The organism is Micromonospora palomenae (assembly GCF_007829925.1).
GTDB lineage: Bacteria > Actinomycetota > Actinomycetes > Mycobacteriales > Micromonosporaceae > Micromonospora > Micromonospora purpureochromogenes.
The window spans coordinates 1,689,736-1,706,505 of record NZ_VIXA01000002.1 but is presented as its reverse complement, the minus strand read 5'-3'; the positions used below and the strand labels follow the sequence as shown (position 1 = coordinate 1,706,505).

The window sequence follows — 16,770 nt, the reverse complement described above, 5'->3', positions numbered from 1 at the left end:
CCGGCCGCGGCCGGGGCGCGGGTCAGGCGGTGGGCTCGGCGGGGGTGGCCTGGGTGAGCAGCAGCAGGATCTCGTTGGCCACCGGCGGCCGATCCTCGCCCGGGCAGTCCTGCGAGGTGATCAGGCCGGCCGAGGTGAGCAGGCTGGAGGTCAGCGCGTCGATGCAGCTGACCCGGTAGCGGCGGGCCTCGTCGGTCTCCTGACGCAGGCGCGGGTCGGCGAGCAGGTCGTGCAGCCGCTTCACCTGTTCGGGGTCGAGGCTGCCCGTCGAGGTCACCCCGTCGCCGGCGCAGTCGTCACACTCCCAGTGGCCGTCCGGCTCGACGTTGAGCGACCGGAGCGGACCGTCCTGACCGAGCTTCTGCACCAGGCTGACCCGGTTGGCCGCCCCGGCGCCGGGGGAGGCCGTCGCCGCCGCGGCCTTGTCCGGTGTGGAATCCGGGCCCCGGTCGAACACCGAGCAGGCGGTGAGGGCGATCGTCAGGACGGCACCGGCGCAGACCATGAGCATGCGTGACCACTGGTTGGGAATCACGCGCCGGAACTTACCCCACCGTAGGTAGCGACCGGTACCCGCCGACCGGACGGGCATCGATGGATGTAACGGTCGGTCAGCGGGACGAGGTGGGCAGCCCGGCGCTGTCCCCGTCGACGCCCCGGTCGGCGGCGAATCCCCGCACGTCCGGCGCGCCGAGCCGGGCCGCGTCGGCGGTGGCGTCGTCCGGCATCAGCTGGGACTCCCGCTCCGCCTCGACCCGGGCCCGGTAGTGGGTGATCTCGCGCTCGCGGGTGGCCGCGTCCCAGCCGAGCACCGCGCCCATCAGCTCCGCGGTGTGCCCGGCCGACTCCAGGCCGCGGTGGGTGGTCTCGAAGGAGATCCGGGTACGCCGGGTCAGCACGTCCTCCAGGTGCAGCGCCCCCTCGGCGCGGGCCGCGTACGTCACCTCGGCGGCCAGGTACTCCGGTGCGCCGGCCAGCGGCGAGGCGAGCAGCGGGTCGGCGTCCACCAGGGCCAGCAGCTCCCGGGTCAGCGTGCCGTACCGCTCCAGCAGGTGCTCGACCACGCCGACCGGCACCCCGTGCCGGCGGGCCAGGTCGGCCCGGTCCCGCCACATGGCCTGATAGCCGTCGGCGCCGAGCAGCGGCAGGTCGGCGGTACGCGAGGGGCGACCGCCGCCGAGCCGGCGGACCGCCCGGTCCACCACGTCGGAGGCCATCACCCGGTACGTCGTGTACTTGCCGCCGGCGACCAGGAGCAGCCCCAGCATCGGCTCGAAGACGGCGTGCTCGCGGGAGAGCTTGGAGGTGGAGTCCGCCTCGCCGGCGAGCAGCGGGCGCAGCCCGGCGTAGACGCCCTCGATGTCCGCCGTGGACAGCGGCCGGTCGAGCACCGTGTTGACCTGGTCGAGCAGGTACTGGATGTCACGGGCGGAGGCGGACGGGTGGGACCGGTCCAGCCGCCAGTCGGTGTCCGTGGTGCCGATGATCCAGTGCCCGCCCCAGGGGATGACGAAGAGCACGCTGGTGGCCGTCCGCAGGATCAGCCCGGTCTCGCCGGTGATCGCCGAGCGGGGGACGACCAGGTGCACGCCCTTGGAGGCCCGCACCCGGATGCCGGGGCGCAGTCCGACGTCGTTGAGCATCCGCGACATGTCGTCGCTCCACACGCCGGTGGCCCCGATGACGGTGCGCGCGCGTACCTCGAACTCGGCGTCCGGCGAACCGGCGGGCGCCTCCAGGTCGCGGACCCGGACCCCGGTCACCTCGCGGGCCTGCCGGATCAGCCCGACCGCGCGGGCGCTGCTCACCACGGTGGCGCCGAGGCTGGCCGCGGTGCGGGCCAGGGTCACCACCAGCCGGGCGTCGTCGACCTGGCCGTCGTAGTAGCGGATGGCGCCGGCCAGCGAGTCGCCCCGCAGGCTGGGGAAGATCCGGCGGGCGCCCTCGCGGGTCAGGTGCCGGTGCAGCGGCATCCCCCGCCCACCGCCGAAGACCCCGGCGAAGACGTCGTACGCGGCCACGCCGGCGCCGTAGTAGGAGCGGCGGAACGCCCGGGCCGGCAGGTCCCGCAGGCCACGGCCGGCGGGCAGCGGCACCAGGAACGGCACCGGCCGGACCAGGTGCGGAGCGAGCCGGGTAGCGAGCAGGCCGCGCTCGGTGAGCGCCTCGTGGACCAGGTGGAACTCCAACTGCTCCAGGTAGCGCAGGCCGCCGTGGATCAACTTGCTGGACCGGCTGGAGGTGCCGGCGGCGTAGTCGCGCGCCTCCACCAGGGCCACCTTCAGCCCCCGGGAGGCGGCGTCCAGCGCGGCGCCCGCCCCGGTCACCCCACCACCGATGACCAACACGTCGAACCGTTCGGACCGGAGGCGGCGCAGGTCCGCGGCGCGGCGCTCCGGGGAGAGCTGGCCGGCGGCGGATCGGGTCACGTTGGGGTCGCGCACAGATCCACCGTAACCGCCCGGGGCCCCTGGGAGCAGGCCCTGTCCCCCGGCAGGGGCAGGGAGAGGCATTGATCACCCACCGCGCGAGCGGGATCGCGCGATCCGGGCACGCCGGGACGGCACGGACGTCCGGGGGCGGGTCGGGCGTCGTACTGTTTCCGGATGCGGCCCGAGCCACCTCCCACCGGAAGCGACGGGACCGCCGGGTCCGCCAACCCCTGGGCGGTGGTGGCGGCCGTGCTGGCGGGCGGCTGGACGGTGGCGACCACCGTGCTGCTCCAGGTCGCCGGCTGGTCCGTCGACCAGGTACGACTCGTCAGCGGGCTGGACCGGTGGCCGTGGCTCTGGCCGGTGGTCTCCCTGGCCGGCGTCCTGCTGGTCGGCCTGCCGGCCCTGCTGCTGGCGCTGCTCCCCCGGTCCCGGGCGCTGAGGGCCACCGGCCGGGCCTGGCTGGCCGGAGCGCTGGCGCTCGGCGCGCTCGGCGCGCTACGCGCCCTCCCGCCGGTGCACCACGAGCTCTACCTGGCGGCGCTGGCCGCCACCGCCGCCGGGCTGGCCCTGGTCGCCGCCCGGCTGCCGGCCCGACGTCGCGCCCTGCCCGAGGGATTGGGTGGCGAGCCCGGGCCTGCCGCCACACCCGATGCACCGGGGGGCGAGCCCGGGCCGGCGACCGCCGCCGAGGACGGCGAGCCGGGACCGGCGATGACCACCGATGAACCGGACGGCGCGGGTCGCACCGCGCGGCGGGCGAGCGCCGCCGGCGGGGCAGACCGTCGCCGGCCCGATCCGATCACCCTGCTCGCGGTGGCCGCCGGGCTGGCCCTGCTGCTCCCGTGGGCCTGGCTCGGCGCGCTGGGCGGCCTGCTGGAGACCGTGCTCGCCGCGCTCGCCGCGGCGGCGCTCGGCGCGCTGGCCGGGGTGCTGCTCGACGGGCGGTTCTGGTGCCGGCTCGGGGGTGGCGAGCCACCCCGGCCCGCCCGGCTGGTGTTCCTCGGCGGGCTGGTCGGCGGGGTCACCCTGCTGCTGCTGGCCGCCGGCACCGGGCAGTCCGGGGCCCAACTGCCCGCCCTGCTCGCCGTGCCGCCGATCGCCTTCACGCTGGCCGCCCTGTACGCGGCCACCCGCCGGGCCGGCACCCGGGCCGCGACACCGGTCCGCTGGCTGGTCGGCCTGGCACTTTTCGGCCCGCTCGCCCTGGCCGACCCGGAGGAGGTCTCGGTCCTCCTGGCCACCACCCGCGACGTGCCGTTCTGGGTGGCCGCCGCCGCGGTCGCCGGGCTCGCCGTCGCGGTCCTGCTCGCCGTCGGGTACGGCGTCCTGCTCGCCCGGCCCCGGGCGGTCACGCCCAGCCGGCGGGTGGCCGTGCTGGTCGCCGGAGTGCTGCTGATCGCGGTCGGGGTGGTCGACGTGGTCCCCGGGCAGCCCGGGCTGCACGGCGAGCGGCTGCTGGTGGTGCTGCGCGAGCAGGCCGACCTGACCGGCATCCCGGCTGGTACGCCGGGCCGGGCCGGTCGGGACGCGCGCGCCGCCGAGGTGTACCGCCGGCTGGTCGCCACCGCCGAGCGGACCCAGGGCGACCTGCGCCGGGAGCTGTCCCGGCTGGGCCTGCGCCCGAGGCCGTACTACCTGGTCAACGCGATCGAGATCGACGGCGGGCCGGTGGTGCGGGCCTGGCTGTCGGGCCGTTCCGAGGTCTCCCGCGTGCTGGTCAGCCAGCGGGTACGGCCGCTGCCCGCCCCCGCCCCGACCAGCCCCGGCGACGCACCGGCGCCGGCCGGCCCGGCCTGGAACATCCGGCTGCTCGGGGCCGACCGGGTCTGGTCGGAGCTGGGGGTGACCGGTTCGGGCGTGGTGGTCGGCAGTTCCGACTCGGGCGTGGACGGCCGCCACCCGGCGCTGGCCGACGGCTTCCGGGGCGGCGACGACTCCTGGTACGACCCGTGGGACCGCACCCGCTCCCCGAACGACGCGGGCGGGCACGGCACCCACACGGTGGGCAGCGCGGTGGGTCGGGACGGCATCGGGGTGGCCCCGGGCGCGCGCTGGGTGGGCTGCGTCAACCTCGACCGCAACCTCGGCAGCCCCGCGCACTACCTGGACTGCCTCCAGTTCATGCTGGCCCCCTTCCCGTCCGGCGGGGACCCGTTCACCGACGGCCGCCCGGCACGCGCGCCGGACGTGCTGACCAACTCCTGGGGCTGCCCGCCGATCGAGGGCTGCGACCCGCGGGCGCTCCGGCCGGCCACCGACGCGCTGGCCGCCGCCGGCATCCTGGTGGTCGCCGCAGCCGGCAACACCGGCCCGTACTGCGGCTCGATCGCCGACCCGCCCGCGCCGTACCCGGACGTGTTGACCGTCGGCGCGGTGGACCGGAACCGCCGGGTGACCCTCTTCTCCAGTCGCGGACCGGCCCCGGGCGGCGCGGCCAAGCCGGACGTGCTCGCCCCGGGCGCGGGCGTGCTCTCCGCGATGCCGGGCGGCGGCTACGCCACCCTGGACGGCACCTCGATGGCGACGCCGCAGGTGGCGGGCGTGGTGGCGCTGATGTGGTCGGCGAACCCGGCGCTCGTCGGCGACCTGGAGCGCACCCGCCGGATCCTGCGGGAGACGGCGCAGCCGGCGCAGCCGAGCTACCGCTCCCGCACGCCGCAGGACGCCTGCGGCGGCGACGCGAACATCACCGGCGCGGGCCTCGTCGACGCGTACGCGGCGGTGCGGACGGCCCGAGCCGGCTGATCGGGTCTTGCGCCCACCCGTGGTGGTTGATCTAGGGTCGGCCACCATGGAGTTCACCCTCGCCGACCTGCCCGCCGACCGGGTCCCCGCCGTCGTCGCGCTCTGCGGACGCGCGCTCGACCTGCCCGAGGACGCCGCCGAGGCGGAGTCCGTCGTCACCGCCCTCTGGCCCCGGGCCTCGGCGGACCGGACGGTGCTGGCGGTCGGGGCGTACGCGGGGGACGAACTGGTCGGGGTGCTGATCGGATCGGTCTCGGCGGCGGACCCGCGCCTCGGGCACGTGGACCTGCTGGCCGTCGCGCCGCAGCGGCGGCGCCGGGGGGTCGGCCGGGCGCTGGTGGCCGAGGCGGAACGGCGGCTCGCCGGCCTCGGCGCCGCCGAGCTGCTGCTGGCCGGGAACCCGCCGTACTACGCCTGGCCGGGCATCGACGTGCGGTACACCCCGGCGGTCTGCCTGGCGCTCGCGCTGGGCTACCGGCAGGACCGTACGGCGTGGAACATGACGGCCGACCTGTCGTACGACGGGTCGCCGGCGCTGCGCACGACGGAACCGGCGGAGACGCGGCTGGCCGGCCAGGGCGTGACGGTACGCCGGGCGGAGCCGGCGGACCTGCCGGCGCTGGCCGCGTTCGCCCGCGCCACCTTCGGCGGCGCCTGGGACGGTGAGCTGGCCGGCTCGGTCGGCCGCGCCGACGCGGGCTGTCACCTCGCGGAGCGGGACGGCGAGATCCTCGGCTTCGCGGCCTGGGGATCGTCGCGGCCGAGCTGGTTCGGGCCGATGGGCACCGCGCCGGCCGCGGAGGGCTCGGGCATCGGCGGGGTGCTGCTGCGCCGCTGCCTGCGCGACCAGCACGAGGCCGGGATCAGTGCGGCGCAGATCGGCTGGGTGGGCCCGGTGCCGTTCTACTCCGGCAGCGCGGGCGCCCGGATCGAGCGGGTCTTCTTCCTGTACCGCCGCACGCTCTGACGGACCCGCCGGCCGGCCGGACGCGGCGCGCGGCCCCGGTAAAGACCGCGACGTATCGATAAACGGGCGAATGGGATATAGACCCTGATAATGCCATTCGCCCGCATGGGTGATGGCCGCCCCCTACCGTTTCGGTAGAGGAGGCGACCCATGACCACGGACGACGAACAGACCGACGAGCCGTTGCCCCGCACCTGGGTGCCGGTCGGCGACCCGCCCATCGCGGTGCCGTTCGACCGGCGGGACTACGGCGACGCGGAGCAGCTCGCCGAGATGACCGGCGTCGACGAGCCGGAGGCCGAGGACCTGGTGACCGTGGTGGACGAGCCGGTCGCCATCCGACCGCCGTACGACCGGGCGCAGAAGCGGCGTAACCAGCGCAGCCTGCCCTGAGGAGACGGAAAGGGGCGGACCGCTCGCGCGGCCCGCCCCTTTCGGCGTTGGTGGAGCTGGACTCAGAAGTCCATGTCCCCGCCACCCGGACCAGCCGGGGCGGCCGGGGTCTTCTCCGGCTTGTCCGCCACGACGGCCTCGGTGGTGAGGAAGAGCGCCGCGATCGACGAGGCGTTCTGCAGCGCCGAGCGGGTCACCTTGGCCGGGTCGATGATGCCCGCGGCCAGCAGGTCGACGTACTCGCCGTTGGCGGCGTTGAGGCCGTGACCCGGCTCGAGGTTGCGGACGTGCTCGACGACGACGCCACCCTCGAGGCCGGCGTTGACGGCGATCTGCCGCAGCGGGGCGTCCAGCGCGATCTTGACGATCTGCGCGCCGGTCGCCTCGTCGCCGGTCAGGTCCAGCTTGTCGAAGGCGGTCTTGCCGGCCTGCACCAGCGCGACGCCACCACCCGGGACGATGCCCTCCTCGACGGCGGCCTTCGCGTTGCGGACGGCGTCCTCGATGCGGTGCTTGCGCTCCTTCAGCTCGACCTCGGTGGCCGCGCCGACCTTGATCACCGCAACACCGCCGGCCAGCTTGGCCAGGCGCTCCTGCAGCTTCTCGCGGTCGTAGTCGGAGTCGCTCTTCTCGATCTCGGCCCGGATCTGGTTGACCCGGCCCTGGATCTGCTCGGCGTCGCCGGCACCGTCGACGATGGTGGTCTCGTCCTTGGTCACCACGACCTTGCGGGCGCGGCCCAGCATGTCGAGGCCGACGGCGTCCAGCTTGAGGCCGACCTCCTCGCTGATGACCTGGCCACCGGTGAGGATGGCGATGTCGGCCAGCATGGCCTTGCGGCGGTCACCGAAGCCCGGCGCCTTGACGGCGACCGACTTGAAGGTGCCCCGGACCTTGTTGACGACCAGGGTCGCCAGGGCCTCGCCCTCGATGTCCTCGGAGATGATCAGCAGCGGCTTGCCCGACTGCATGACCTTCTCCAGGATCGGGAGCAGGTCCTTCACCGACGAGATCTTGCTGTTGACGATCAGGAGGTAGGGGTCGTCGAAGACGGCCTCCATGCGCTCCGGGTCGGTCATGAAGTACGCGGAGATGTAGCCCTTGTCGAAGCGCATACCCTCGGTGAGCTCGAGCTCCAGGCCGAAGGTGTTGCTCTCCTCGACGGTGATGACGCCTTCCTTGCCGACCTTGTCCATCGCCTCGGCGATGATCTCGCCGACGGTGCTGTCACCGGCGGAGATGGAGGCGGTGGAGGCGATCTGCTCCTTGGTCTCGACGTCCTTGGCGAGCTTCGACAGCTCCTCCGAGACGCTGGCCACGGCGGCCTCGATGCCCCGCTTCAGGGCCATCGGGTTGGCGCCGGCGGCCACGTTGCGCAGGCCCTCGCGAACCAGGGCCTGGGCCAGGACGGTCGCCGTCGTCGTGCCGTCACCGGCGACGTCGTCGGTCTTCTTGGCGACCTCCTTGACCAGCTCGGCGCCGATCTTCTCGTAGGGGTCCTCGAGCTCGATCTCCTTGGCGATGCTCACACCATCGTTAGTGATGGTGGGAGCGCCCCACTTCTTCTCGAGCACGACGTTGCGGCCCTTGGGGCCGAGCGTCACCTTCACGGCGTCGGCGAGCTGGTTCATGCCCCGCTCGAGGCCGCGGCGCGCCTCTTCGTCGAACGCGATCATCTTGGCCATACGGCGTTGTCCTCCTGGACACTCACGGGCCACCCGAGTGTTTGTGCCCCGGATGGGCCGCCTGGTGTACGCACCTTGGGACGTCGCCACCTGGCGACGACGACGTCCTTCGGCCGGGCCGGATAGCCCGCGACGACCGGCCGTGTGCCCCATCGGCGTCTCCAACGCCGCTGGAACCTTGGCCCCACCGTCCCGACCACTGGCACTCACGGTATGCGAGTGCCAATGACTTGTTTAGCACTCTCCCCTGCCGAGTGCAAGCACGATCGGGCCGGTCAGCCGAGTTCCGCCGCCAGTCGCGCGGCGTTCACCGGCCCCTCGTGGACCCGCTGCTCGGCGTACGTCACGATCAGCCCGACCAGCTGGACCAGGTAGACCGGGACGACCAGCACCGCGGCCAGCGTGACCACCGCGACGGCGCCCACCGCGGTGCCCGGCGCCGCGAACGGGTCGGTGCCCAGCGGCGCCGTGCCGACGGCCTCCAGCACCGCGCCGACCACGGTCCCGGCGACGACCGCCGCCGCCACCAGCGCGACCCGGGCCGCCACCATGCCGAAACGGCTGCGGAAGAGGCGGAAGGAACGCCCGATCGGGTTCTGCCGCTCGAAGAGGTAGACCGGGCCGGCCAGGGCGAGCGCGAAGGCGAGGTAGACGCCGGGAATCACGCAGAAGCAGAAACCGACCGTGACGAGCAGACCGACCAGCAGGGTCCAGGCGTACAGCCCCGGCGCCCGGCGCAGGCCGTAGCGCAGCGCGCCGCCGAGGTCGGCCGGCTCGCCGGCCGCCTGCCGGGTGACCACCCAGGTCCCGGCCGCCCAGCCCACGCTCTGCAGCAGGTAGAGCAGCAGGACGGCGACCAGCGTCGCGCCCCCGAACGTCAGGAAGTCACCCAGGTAGCCCGGGGGCAGCGAGCCGTCGGCCGGCACCCGCGAGGACGGCTCCAACCCGAGGGTGATGATCGAGACCACGGCGGCGGGAAGCGCCTGGGTGAGCAGCATGATCGGCAGCAGCGTGCGCCAGCCCCGACGCAGCGCGCCGGCGCACCGGGTGACCCAGCCGTCGACGCCGGCGTGCGGCGGGTTCACCAGCGGGTCGGCCGGGTCCCAGCCGCCGGCGGCCGGCCAGCCGTACGGGAGGTGGCCGGCGTACGGCGGGTAGCCCGGCGGGAAGCCGGCGTACGGGTCCGCCCCGGGCGGGTAGCCGCCGGTGGGTGGGAAGACCCAACCCTGGTACGGGCCGGCGGGCCCGACCGGGCCGACCGGCGCGGGCGGGTCCACGGGATCGGGTCCGGGCGGACCCGACGGGGACTGGTCGGACATGAGCGCTCCTCAGCGACGGCTGGATCGGCCCACGATCTTCCCTGGTGCCCGCCCGCGCCGCTGCCCCGAGGGGCCCGGCCGACGAGCGGAACCGGACGCGACTCAGGCGATGACGCGCACCCGCTCGGCCTGCGGGCCCTTCTGGCCCTGGGCGATGTCGAACTCCACCCGCTGCCCGTCGTCCAGCGCCTTGTAGCCGTCCATCTCGATGGCGGAGAAGTGGACGAAGACGTCCTGGCCGCCGTCGACGGCGATGAAGCCGTAGCCCTTCTCGGCGTTGAACCACTTCACGGTGCCCTGTGCCACGGTGCACTTCCTCACTCTGCGCGGCGTTCCACGACCCCGGGGCCGGCGGAGCGGCACCGGAGGACCACCGCTTCGGCGATCGGTGAGGGCCGCTGAATCGGTGACCGAAATCGCACGCTACACGAGGCGTGACGGCGGCGCACGACCACAAATCGGGCATATTCCGGTGCTCCGCCGACCGTCCGTCCATCGGCGGTAGTCGCTGCGGTATGCATGCGGACATGACACCTGCCCCGGCCCCGCCGGAAGCCCGGAGAGCCACCGTCCGCCGGGTACGCCCCGAGGACGCCGCCCGGATGCGGGCGCTGCGGCTGGAGATGCTCGCGGACGCGCCGCTGGCGTTCCTGGAGACCGTCGCCCAGGCCGCCGCCCGCCCGCACGCCGACTACGCGGCCCGGATCGCGGCGGTCTCCCGGGGCGACCACACCGCGCAGTTCGTCGCCGACCCCGGTGGCCGGCTGGTCGGCCACGCCGGCGGCACCGCCTCTCCCGAGGAGCCGGGCCTGACCGTCGTCTACGCCGTCTACGTGACCCCCACCTGGCGGGGCAGCGGCCTGCTCGCCGACCTGATCGACGGGGTGGCCGCCTGGTCCCGCGCCGCCGGCCGCCCGGAACTGCTGCTGGAGGTGGTGGTCGGCAACGACCGCGCCTACCGCGCCTACCAGCGGCTGGGCTTCACCGACACCGGCGTACGCGTGCCGCACCCCACCGTCCCCGCCCTGCGCGAACTCCAAATGCGCCGCCCCGCCTGACCCCAACCAGGGGACCTCACGCAGGGCAGCACCCGGATGAGCCACACCCCCGGTCCCGGCAGCGACGCCCGAAGCGCCCACCGCACGGGTTTCCGGGGGGAGCCCGCCCGCGGAAGGATCAAGCCTGACCGCCTGGAGCGGGTGGGCTCCCCCCGGAAACCCCGACCTGGACCAAAGGCGAAACCTAGACGTGCCGCCGACTCTGCACGATCCGGAACCGGTTAGCCACGTACGCCCCATCGGTCAGCGCGGCGTTCGCGGCCGGGTTGGCGCCGCTGCCGTGGAAGTCCGAGAACGCGGCCGACTGGTTCACGAAGACCCCGCCGGTCAGGTTGCAGGACAGGTGCACGCCGACGTCGACCGCGGCGGCCTCGGTCGCGTCGAGCACGGCCTCGTCGGTGGAGTAGACCCCGGCGGTCAGCGCGCCCTTCTCCCCCACCGTCGCGCGCATGATCTCCAGGCTGTGCGCGGTGGAGTCGGTGGCGATGACGAAGGAGATCGGCCCGAACCACTCCCGGCCGTAGGTCGCGGTATCGTCGGCGGCCAGCTTCACGATGGTCGGCGTCCGCACCACCGCGCCGGGCAGCGCCGGGTGCTCGACGGTACGGGACTCCAGCACCGGCTCGCCGACCTTGGTCACCTCGTCGAGCCGCTCCAGCACCCCGTCGTTGACGATGGCGCCGGTCAGCTCGACCCCGCGCGCCGGGTCGGCGGTGAGCTTGCCGACCGCGCCGGCAATGCCGGCGGCCACCTCGTCGAAGCTCTTGTGCCCCTGGTCGGTCTCGATGCCGCCGGCCGGGATGAGGATGTTCTGCGAGGTGGTGCACATCTGGCCGCTGTACAGGGTGAGCGTGAAGCCGAGGTTGCGGCACATGCCGGCGAAGTCGTCGGTGGAGTCGACCACCACCGTGTTCAGGCCGGCCTTCTCGGTGTAGACGGCCGCCTGTCGGGCGTTCGCCTCCAGCCAGTCGCCGTACTCGGTGGAGCCGGTGAAGTCGACGATCTTCACGGCGGGGTGCAGCGCCAGGGTGGAGGCGAGCTTCTCGCCCGGCCCCTCGGGGGCGAGCAGCACCAGGTTGGGGTCGAAGCCGGCATCGGCCAGCACCTCACGGGCGTACCGGACGGTGATGGCCAGCGGCAGCACCGCGCGCGGGTGCGGCTTGACGACCACCGGGTTGCCGGTGACCAGCGAGGCGAAGAGCCCCGGGTACGAGTTCCAGGTGGGGAAGGTGTTGCAGCCGATCACCAGCGCCACGCCCCGGGGCACCACGTGGAACGTCTTGGTCATCCGCAGCGGGTCGCCCTTGCCGGCCGCCTTCTCCCAGCCGGCCGTCCCCGGGTGCCGGGTCATCTCGGCGTACGCGTAGGCGAGCGCCTCCAGCGCGCGGTCCAGCGCGTGCGCGCCGCCGGCCTGGAACGCCATCACGAACGCCTGGCCGCTGGTGAACTGCACCGCGTTGGCGAGCTCGAAGATGTGCTTGTGCAGCCGGTCGAGGATCTCCAGGCAGACGCCCACCCGGGCCTGCGGGCCGGCGTCGCGCCAGGCCGGCAGGGCGGCCGAGGCGGCGGCGACCAGCTCGTCGGCGCCGGCGTGCGGGTAGCGCACGTTCAGCTCCAGCCCGAAGGGGCTGGTCTCGGTGGCGACCCGGTCGCCCGAGCCGGGCTGGTCGAGGGGGAAGTCGCCGTTCAGGTACGCCTCGAAGGCGGCCTTGCCGTCGGCGGCGGCGGTCTCGCCGTACACGCGGGGGCTGGGTGACTCGGGATAGGCGGACCAGTATCCCCGCTCCGTGATGGCGGTCAGCGCACGGTTCAGGGTGTCGGCGTGCCTGTCGTACAGGGGGTGCGGGGTCTCCGTCATGCCCGCCATCATGCAACAGGTTGGTCCCAGATCAGTAGAGCAGTGTCACAAGTGAGATCGTCACCCGTCAGAGCGCCAGCTGCCACTCCGTCGAGGCGTCGACCGGCCGGAAGCCGAGCTGCTCGTTGATCCGGATCATGTGTTCGTTCTCCGCCGCGTTGAAGGTGTCGATCGCGCGCAGCGCCGGCTCGTACGCGAGGGCGTGCCCCAGGTTCTCGATCTTGGTGAGCAGACCGAGCCGGTGGCCGCGGTGGGCCGGGTCGACGATGGTGATCTGCTGCCAGGCGTGCCAGGCCGCGCTGGCGCCGAGGCTGAGCATGCTCCAGGCGACCAGCCGGCCGGAGCCCTCGTCGACCGCCGCGACGTGGTAGCGGCGGCTGCCCCGGAGGTCGAGCGCCCTTTCGATGCCCCGGATCCGGTCCGCGTCGACCCGCTCCTGCTCCCACTCCAGGTCGCCCAGGGGCGCGTCGGTCATCAGCCGGCCCTCCAGGTAGGCGACGTCGTCGACGTACTCCTCAGGGGTGGACTGCTGCCAGCGGACCGCGCGGTAGCCGGCGGCCGCGCTCCGGGCGCCGGCCAGCAGGGTGTCCAACGCGGCCCGGTCGAGCGTGGTGGTGTCCAGCCGGCGGCGTACCGCCGCCAGCGCGGGACGGGCGCCGACCACGGCAGCGAAGGCCGCTCCGGCGGGGTCGCGCGCCGGGCCGCCGGGCAGGGCCGAGACGACCTCCCCCACCACCCGCTTGCGCCCCGCGTCGCGCAGCAGCCGCACCCCGTGCTCGTGCAGCGCCCGGCCGACGCCCCGCCGCCGGTACGCCGGATGCACCACCAGCTCGGCGACGGCGTTGTCGGTGTTGTCCAGTTGCGGCAGCTCGAGGCGGAGCCAGCCGGCCGGCACCCCGTCCAGCCGGGCCACCGCCCAGTGCACGACGAGGCCCGGCATCGGGTGCCGGACCAGCGCCTCGAAGCGCCGCCGGCAGTACGGCGGGAGGTCCGGCGCGTCCGCGTCGGTGACCGCCGCCCCGATCAGGTACGCCGCGTCGACGGCGGTCTGATCGTTCGGCTCCAGCGCCGTGATGGAGATGCCCATGCCGGTGAGCCTGCGGCACCGGAAAGCGAACGGGCCAGCGAATTTCTTCGCTGGCCCGTTCGGACGTTGGTCGGGAGGGACGTCCACACAACGCCTCCGGCGTTGGGTCGTAAGAACTCAAAGTCTCCGGCGGATCGCCCTCCCGCACGGAGCATCTTGCGCCGTCCGGTTCCTGCCGTCAAGTCCTTGTCGGCGGGTTTTCCACACTCACAGCGAAAAGCCAGTTACCCGGCGGATCGACCCGATCCCCCGTCCGGGCGATCCGCCCATCCCCCGCGCGGCCGACCGTCGCCGGAGGCGCCGCGCTGTCCGCCGCTCCCCGTTCGCGGCGTGTCGGGGTGTCCGGGCGGCGGAAGACCCCGACACGCCGCGAACGGGGGTCGATCAAGCGGGCCGACCTACGGGCGGGGGCGTCAGGCGAGGAGGCCGGCGTCGCGGGCGGCGCGCAGCGAGGGCTTGATCCGGTGGGTCGGGCCGACCTGGCCGGCGACCGCGTCGATGGTCTTCAGGCCTTCGCCGGTGTTGAAGACGACGGTCTCGGCGGTCGGGTCGAGCCGGCCGGACTCGACCAGCTTGCGCAGCACCGCCACGGTCACCCCGCCGGCCGTCTCGGCGAACACCCCGGCGGTCCGGGCGAGCAGCCGGATGCCGGCCCGGATCTCCTCGTCGTCCACGTACTCCATCCAGCCGCCGGTGCGGCGCACGGCCTCCAGCGCGTAGAGGCCGGCGGCCGGGTCGCCGATGTTGAGCGACTTGGCGATGCCGGTCGGCTTCACCGGGACGATGGTGTCGCTGTCGCCGTGCAGCGCCACCGCGATCGGGTTGCAGCCGGCGGACTGGGCGCCGAAGACCTTCCAGCCACCGGCCGGCGCCTCGACCAGGCCGATCTCGACCAGCTCGGAGAACGCCTTGTCGATCTTGGTGAGCAGCTCGCCGCTGGCCATCGGGATGACCACCTGGGCCGGGATCCGCCAGCCGAGCTGCTCGGCCACCTCGTAGCCGAGGGTCTTGGAACCCTCGGCGTAGTACGGGCGGACGTTGACGTTGACGAACGCGGTGTCCTCGAACTCGTCGGTCTCCACCAGCTCGCCGCAGAGCCGGTTCACGTCGTCGTACGACCCGTCGATGGCGACCAGCTCGCCGCCGTAGACGGCGGTGGTGATCACCTTGCCCTGCTCCAGGTCGCCGGGGATGAAGACCACCGAGGGCACGCCGGCCCGGGCCGCGTGGGCGGCCACCGAGTTGGCCAGGTTGCCGGTGGAGGCGCAGGCGAACCGGGTGAAGCCGAGCGCCCGGGCGGCGGTCAGCGCCACCGAGACCACCCGGTCCTTGAACGAGTGGGTCGGGTTGGCGCTGTCGTCCTTGACCCAGAGCGGCGCGGTGATGCCCAGCTCGGCGGCCAGGTGCGGGGCGGCGACCAGCGGGGTCAGCCCCGGGTCGAGCGTCACCCGGGTGGCCGGGTCCTGGCCGGCGGGGAGCAGGGCGGCGTACCGCCAGATGTTCTGCGGGCCGGCCTCGATCCGCTCCCGGGTGACGGCGGCCAGGGCGGCGGTGTCGTAGTCGACCTCCAGCGGCCCGAAACACTCGTAGCAGGCGTGCTGGGCGGCGAGCGGGTAGCGCGCGGAACAGGCGCGGCAGACCAGGGCGCGGGCCGGGCTGGCGGTGGTGTCGATGCCGGGGGCGGCGGGAAGCGTCGACGTCATGTCGAGAGTCCTCTCATCTTTCCCCGCATCGCACCCTGCGGCGGGGACGGAATTGGCACCTGCCCGCGTCCGCTCGTCATCGAGCGTGCGGGTGGTTGCCGGGGCGTCGTCGGGCCGTATCCCTCAGCCCCTCTGGATGAGGTATGCAGTTGTGCCACCGAGTCTAGGAGTTCGGCGGCCCGAACCCGACCCCGGTTCCCACGCTGTGAGCTGAGGCCGTGGGTGGCGGGGGGTCAGTACGGTGCGGGCGATCCCGTCGAGAGAGGAACCCTCCGCCCATGCGCCGGACCCTGCCGAGCTTCGCGGCCGTCACGCTGGTCTGCCTGCTCACCGCGTGCGGAGGTGACACCGGGACGACCGACACCGCGTCCACCACCGTCACCCCGTCCGCGGACGCGTCCACCGCCGCGGCTCCGGCCGCCATCGCCCCCAGCGCCACGCCGACCACGGCGGCGCCGGCCGCGCCCGCTGCGGCGGAGACCCTGACGGCGAAGCCGAAGCCGCCCGCCGCCCCCGCGCTGACCTGCAAGCAGCTCGCCGGTGCGCACGTCGGCAGCGCCAAGGTGCCCTACAACGGCTACCCGGACCACCTGCCGCTGACCGAGGGGCAGTGGTCCGGCGAGGACGGCGCGACCGTGCTGCTGCAGAAGCCGTGCGGGATCGGCGACCTCGACGGGGACGGGGCGGCCGACGCGGTCGGCGTGGTCGCGTTGAACGGCGGGGGCAGCGGCACCTTCTTCACCGTGCTCGTCTGGCGAAACAGCGGCGGCAAGCCGGCCTTCCGGGCGCTGGCCGATCTCGGCGACCGCACCCCGGTCCTGTCGGTCAAGGTGGCCGGGCAGCGGGCCACCGTCGTCTGGCTGACCCGCAGCGACGGCAGGAGCATGGCCGAGCTGGACATCAGGCGCACGTCGACGTACCAGCTCTCGGGCACGACCTTGGTTGAGGTGGGACATACCGACGCGCCGTACACGCCCTGACCGCAGCGCCGCCGGAGCCGTACGGAACGGCTCCGGCGGCGGACGGCCGGCGGGTCAGGCGGGTACGGAGTTCCGGCCCGCCGGCGCCGGGGTGGCCACGCCGGTGCGGCGTCGACCGATCAGGCGGTCGAGCGCCCAACTGCCCGGCCCGAGCACGACCACCAGGGCGAACGCCCAGCAGAACAGGGCGGCGAGCTCGCCGTTGTTGTGTATCGGCAACAGGCCGTCCGGCTGATGCACGACGAAGTAGGCGTACGCCATCGAGCCGGAGGCGAGCAGCGCGGCGGGCCGGGTGAGGAGCCCGACCAGCACCAGCGTGCCGCACACCGCCTGGATCAGCGCCGCCCACCAACCCGGCCACTGCCCCACGGGCAGCGACTCGCCTGTGCCGCGGGCGCCACCGAGCACGCCGAAGAGCGACGACAGGCCGTGGCAGAGGAACAGCAGGCCGATGACCATACGGAAGAGGGACAGGGCGGGTCCGTTGAACCGGTCGAGATTCATCTCGCTACCTCCGGGTGAGTGGAACGGGTGCACCCA

General features: G+C 74.0%; 14 protein-coding genes and 1 riboswitch. Of the genes, 5 read left to right on the top strand and 9 right to left on the bottom strand.

The window, feature by feature from the left end:
- Positions 1-22: 22 nt before the first annotated feature.
- Together FHX75_RS19055 and FHX75_RS19050 are read right to left on the bottom strand one after the other, a co-directional pair.
- On the bottom strand, positions 23-535 hold the full coding sequence (locus FHX75_RS19055) for a hypothetical protein (RefSeq protein WP_154941547.1): 513 nt from the start codon (positions 533-535) through the stop codon (positions 23-25).
- 76 nt (positions 536-611) lie between these two features.
- On the bottom strand, positions 612-2,444 hold the full coding sequence (locus tag FHX75_RS19050) for a glycerol-3-phosphate dehydrogenase/oxidase (protein WP_425463501.1): 1,833 nt from the start codon (positions 2,442-2,444) through the stop codon (positions 612-614).
- A 162-nt stretch (positions 2,445-2,606) separates the two neighbouring features.
- Here FHX75_RS19050 and FHX75_RS19045 point away from each other — a divergent pair, with 162 nt between their 5' ends.
- The 3 genes from FHX75_RS19045 to FHX75_RS19035 all read left to right on the top strand — a co-directional run bounded on the left by FHX75_RS19045 (position 2,607) and on the right by FHX75_RS19035 (position 6,540).
- Positions 2,607-5,180 (top strand): S8 family serine peptidase, encoded by a 2,574-nt coding sequence (locus FHX75_RS19045; protein ID WP_154941545.1) that lies wholly within the window; start codon positions 2,607-2,609, stop codon positions 5,178-5,180.
- Between the two features lie 46 nt (positions 5,181-5,226).
- Entirely contained in the window at positions 5,227-6,147 is a 921-nt protein-coding gene (locus FHX75_RS19040) for a GNAT family N-acetyltransferase (protein WP_154941543.1), read from the top strand.
- A 150-nt stretch (positions 6,148-6,297) separates the two neighbouring features.
- Complete coding sequence (locus FHX75_RS19035; protein ID WP_238449538.1) at positions 6,298-6,540, top strand: hypothetical protein; 243 nt, start codon at positions 6,298-6,300, stop codon at positions 6,538-6,540.
- Between the two features lie 62 nt (positions 6,541-6,602).
- On the opposite strand, the gene groL is transcribed toward FHX75_RS19035, so the two are convergent.
- From groL to FHX75_RS19020, 3 genes are all read right to left on the bottom strand, one after another.
- Positions 6,603-8,225 (bottom strand): chaperonin GroEL, encoded by a 1,623-nt coding sequence (groL, locus tag FHX75_RS19030; protein ID WP_154941541.1) that lies wholly within the window; start codon positions 8,223-8,225, stop codon positions 6,603-6,605.
- Between the two features lie 275 nt (positions 8,226-8,500).
- Complete coding sequence (locus FHX75_RS19025; RefSeq protein WP_170285403.1) at positions 8,501-9,544, bottom strand: YciC family protein; 1,044 nt, start codon at positions 9,542-9,544, stop codon at positions 8,501-8,503.
- 102 nt (positions 9,545-9,646) lie between these two features.
- Complete coding sequence (locus FHX75_RS19020) at positions 9,647-9,850, bottom strand: cold-shock protein (protein ID WP_088960044.1); 204 nt, start codon at positions 9,848-9,850, stop codon at positions 9,647-9,649.
- 221 nt (positions 9,851-10,071) lie between these two features.
- On the opposite strand from FHX75_RS19020, the gene FHX75_RS19015 reads away from it, so the two are divergent.
- Positions 10,072-10,602 (top strand): GNAT family N-acetyltransferase, encoded by a 531-nt coding sequence (locus FHX75_RS19015; protein ID WP_154941537.1) that lies wholly within the window; start codon positions 10,072-10,074, stop codon positions 10,600-10,602.
- A gap of 184 nt (positions 10,603-10,786) precedes the next feature.
- Here FHX75_RS19015 and paaN read toward each other — a convergent pair whose 3' ends face one another.
- From paaN to thrC, 3 genes are all read right to left on the bottom strand, one after another.
- A complete protein-coding gene (paaN, locus tag FHX75_RS19010; RefSeq protein ID WP_211364498.1) occupies positions 10,787-12,460 on the bottom strand; it encodes a phenylacetic acid degradation protein PaaN in 1,674 nt (557 codons plus the stop codon).
- A gap of 67 nt (positions 12,461-12,527) precedes the next feature.
- On the bottom strand, positions 12,528-13,547 hold the full coding sequence (locus tag FHX75_RS19005; protein WP_154941533.1) for a GNAT family N-acetyltransferase: 1,020 nt from the start codon (positions 13,545-13,547) through the stop codon (positions 12,528-12,530).
- Positions 13,548-13,960: 413 nt separating this feature from the next.
- Positions 13,961-15,250, bottom strand: coding sequence for a threonine synthase (gene thrC, locus FHX75_RS19000; protein WP_154941531.1), 1,290 nt, complete (start codon positions 15,248-15,250; stop codon positions 13,961-13,963).
- 10 nt (positions 15,251-15,260) lie between these two features.
- A riboswitch (SAM riboswitch) is annotated at positions 15,261-15,393 on the bottom strand.
- 135 nt (positions 15,394-15,528) lie between these two features.
- On the opposite strand from thrC, the gene FHX75_RS18995 reads away from it, so the two are divergent.
- The gene (locus FHX75_RS18995; protein ID WP_154941529.1) at positions 15,529-16,230 is read left to right on the top strand and encodes a hypothetical protein; all 702 of its coding nucleotides are present in this window, start codon (positions 15,529-15,531) and stop codon (positions 16,228-16,230) included.
- A gap of 54 nt (positions 16,231-16,284) precedes the next feature.
- Here FHX75_RS18995 and FHX75_RS18990 read toward each other — a convergent pair whose 3' ends face one another.
- Complete coding sequence (locus tag FHX75_RS18990) at positions 16,285-16,734, bottom strand: DoxX family protein (protein WP_154941528.1); 450 nt, start codon at positions 16,732-16,734, stop codon at positions 16,285-16,287.
- Positions 16,735-16,770: the final 36 nt, after the last annotated feature.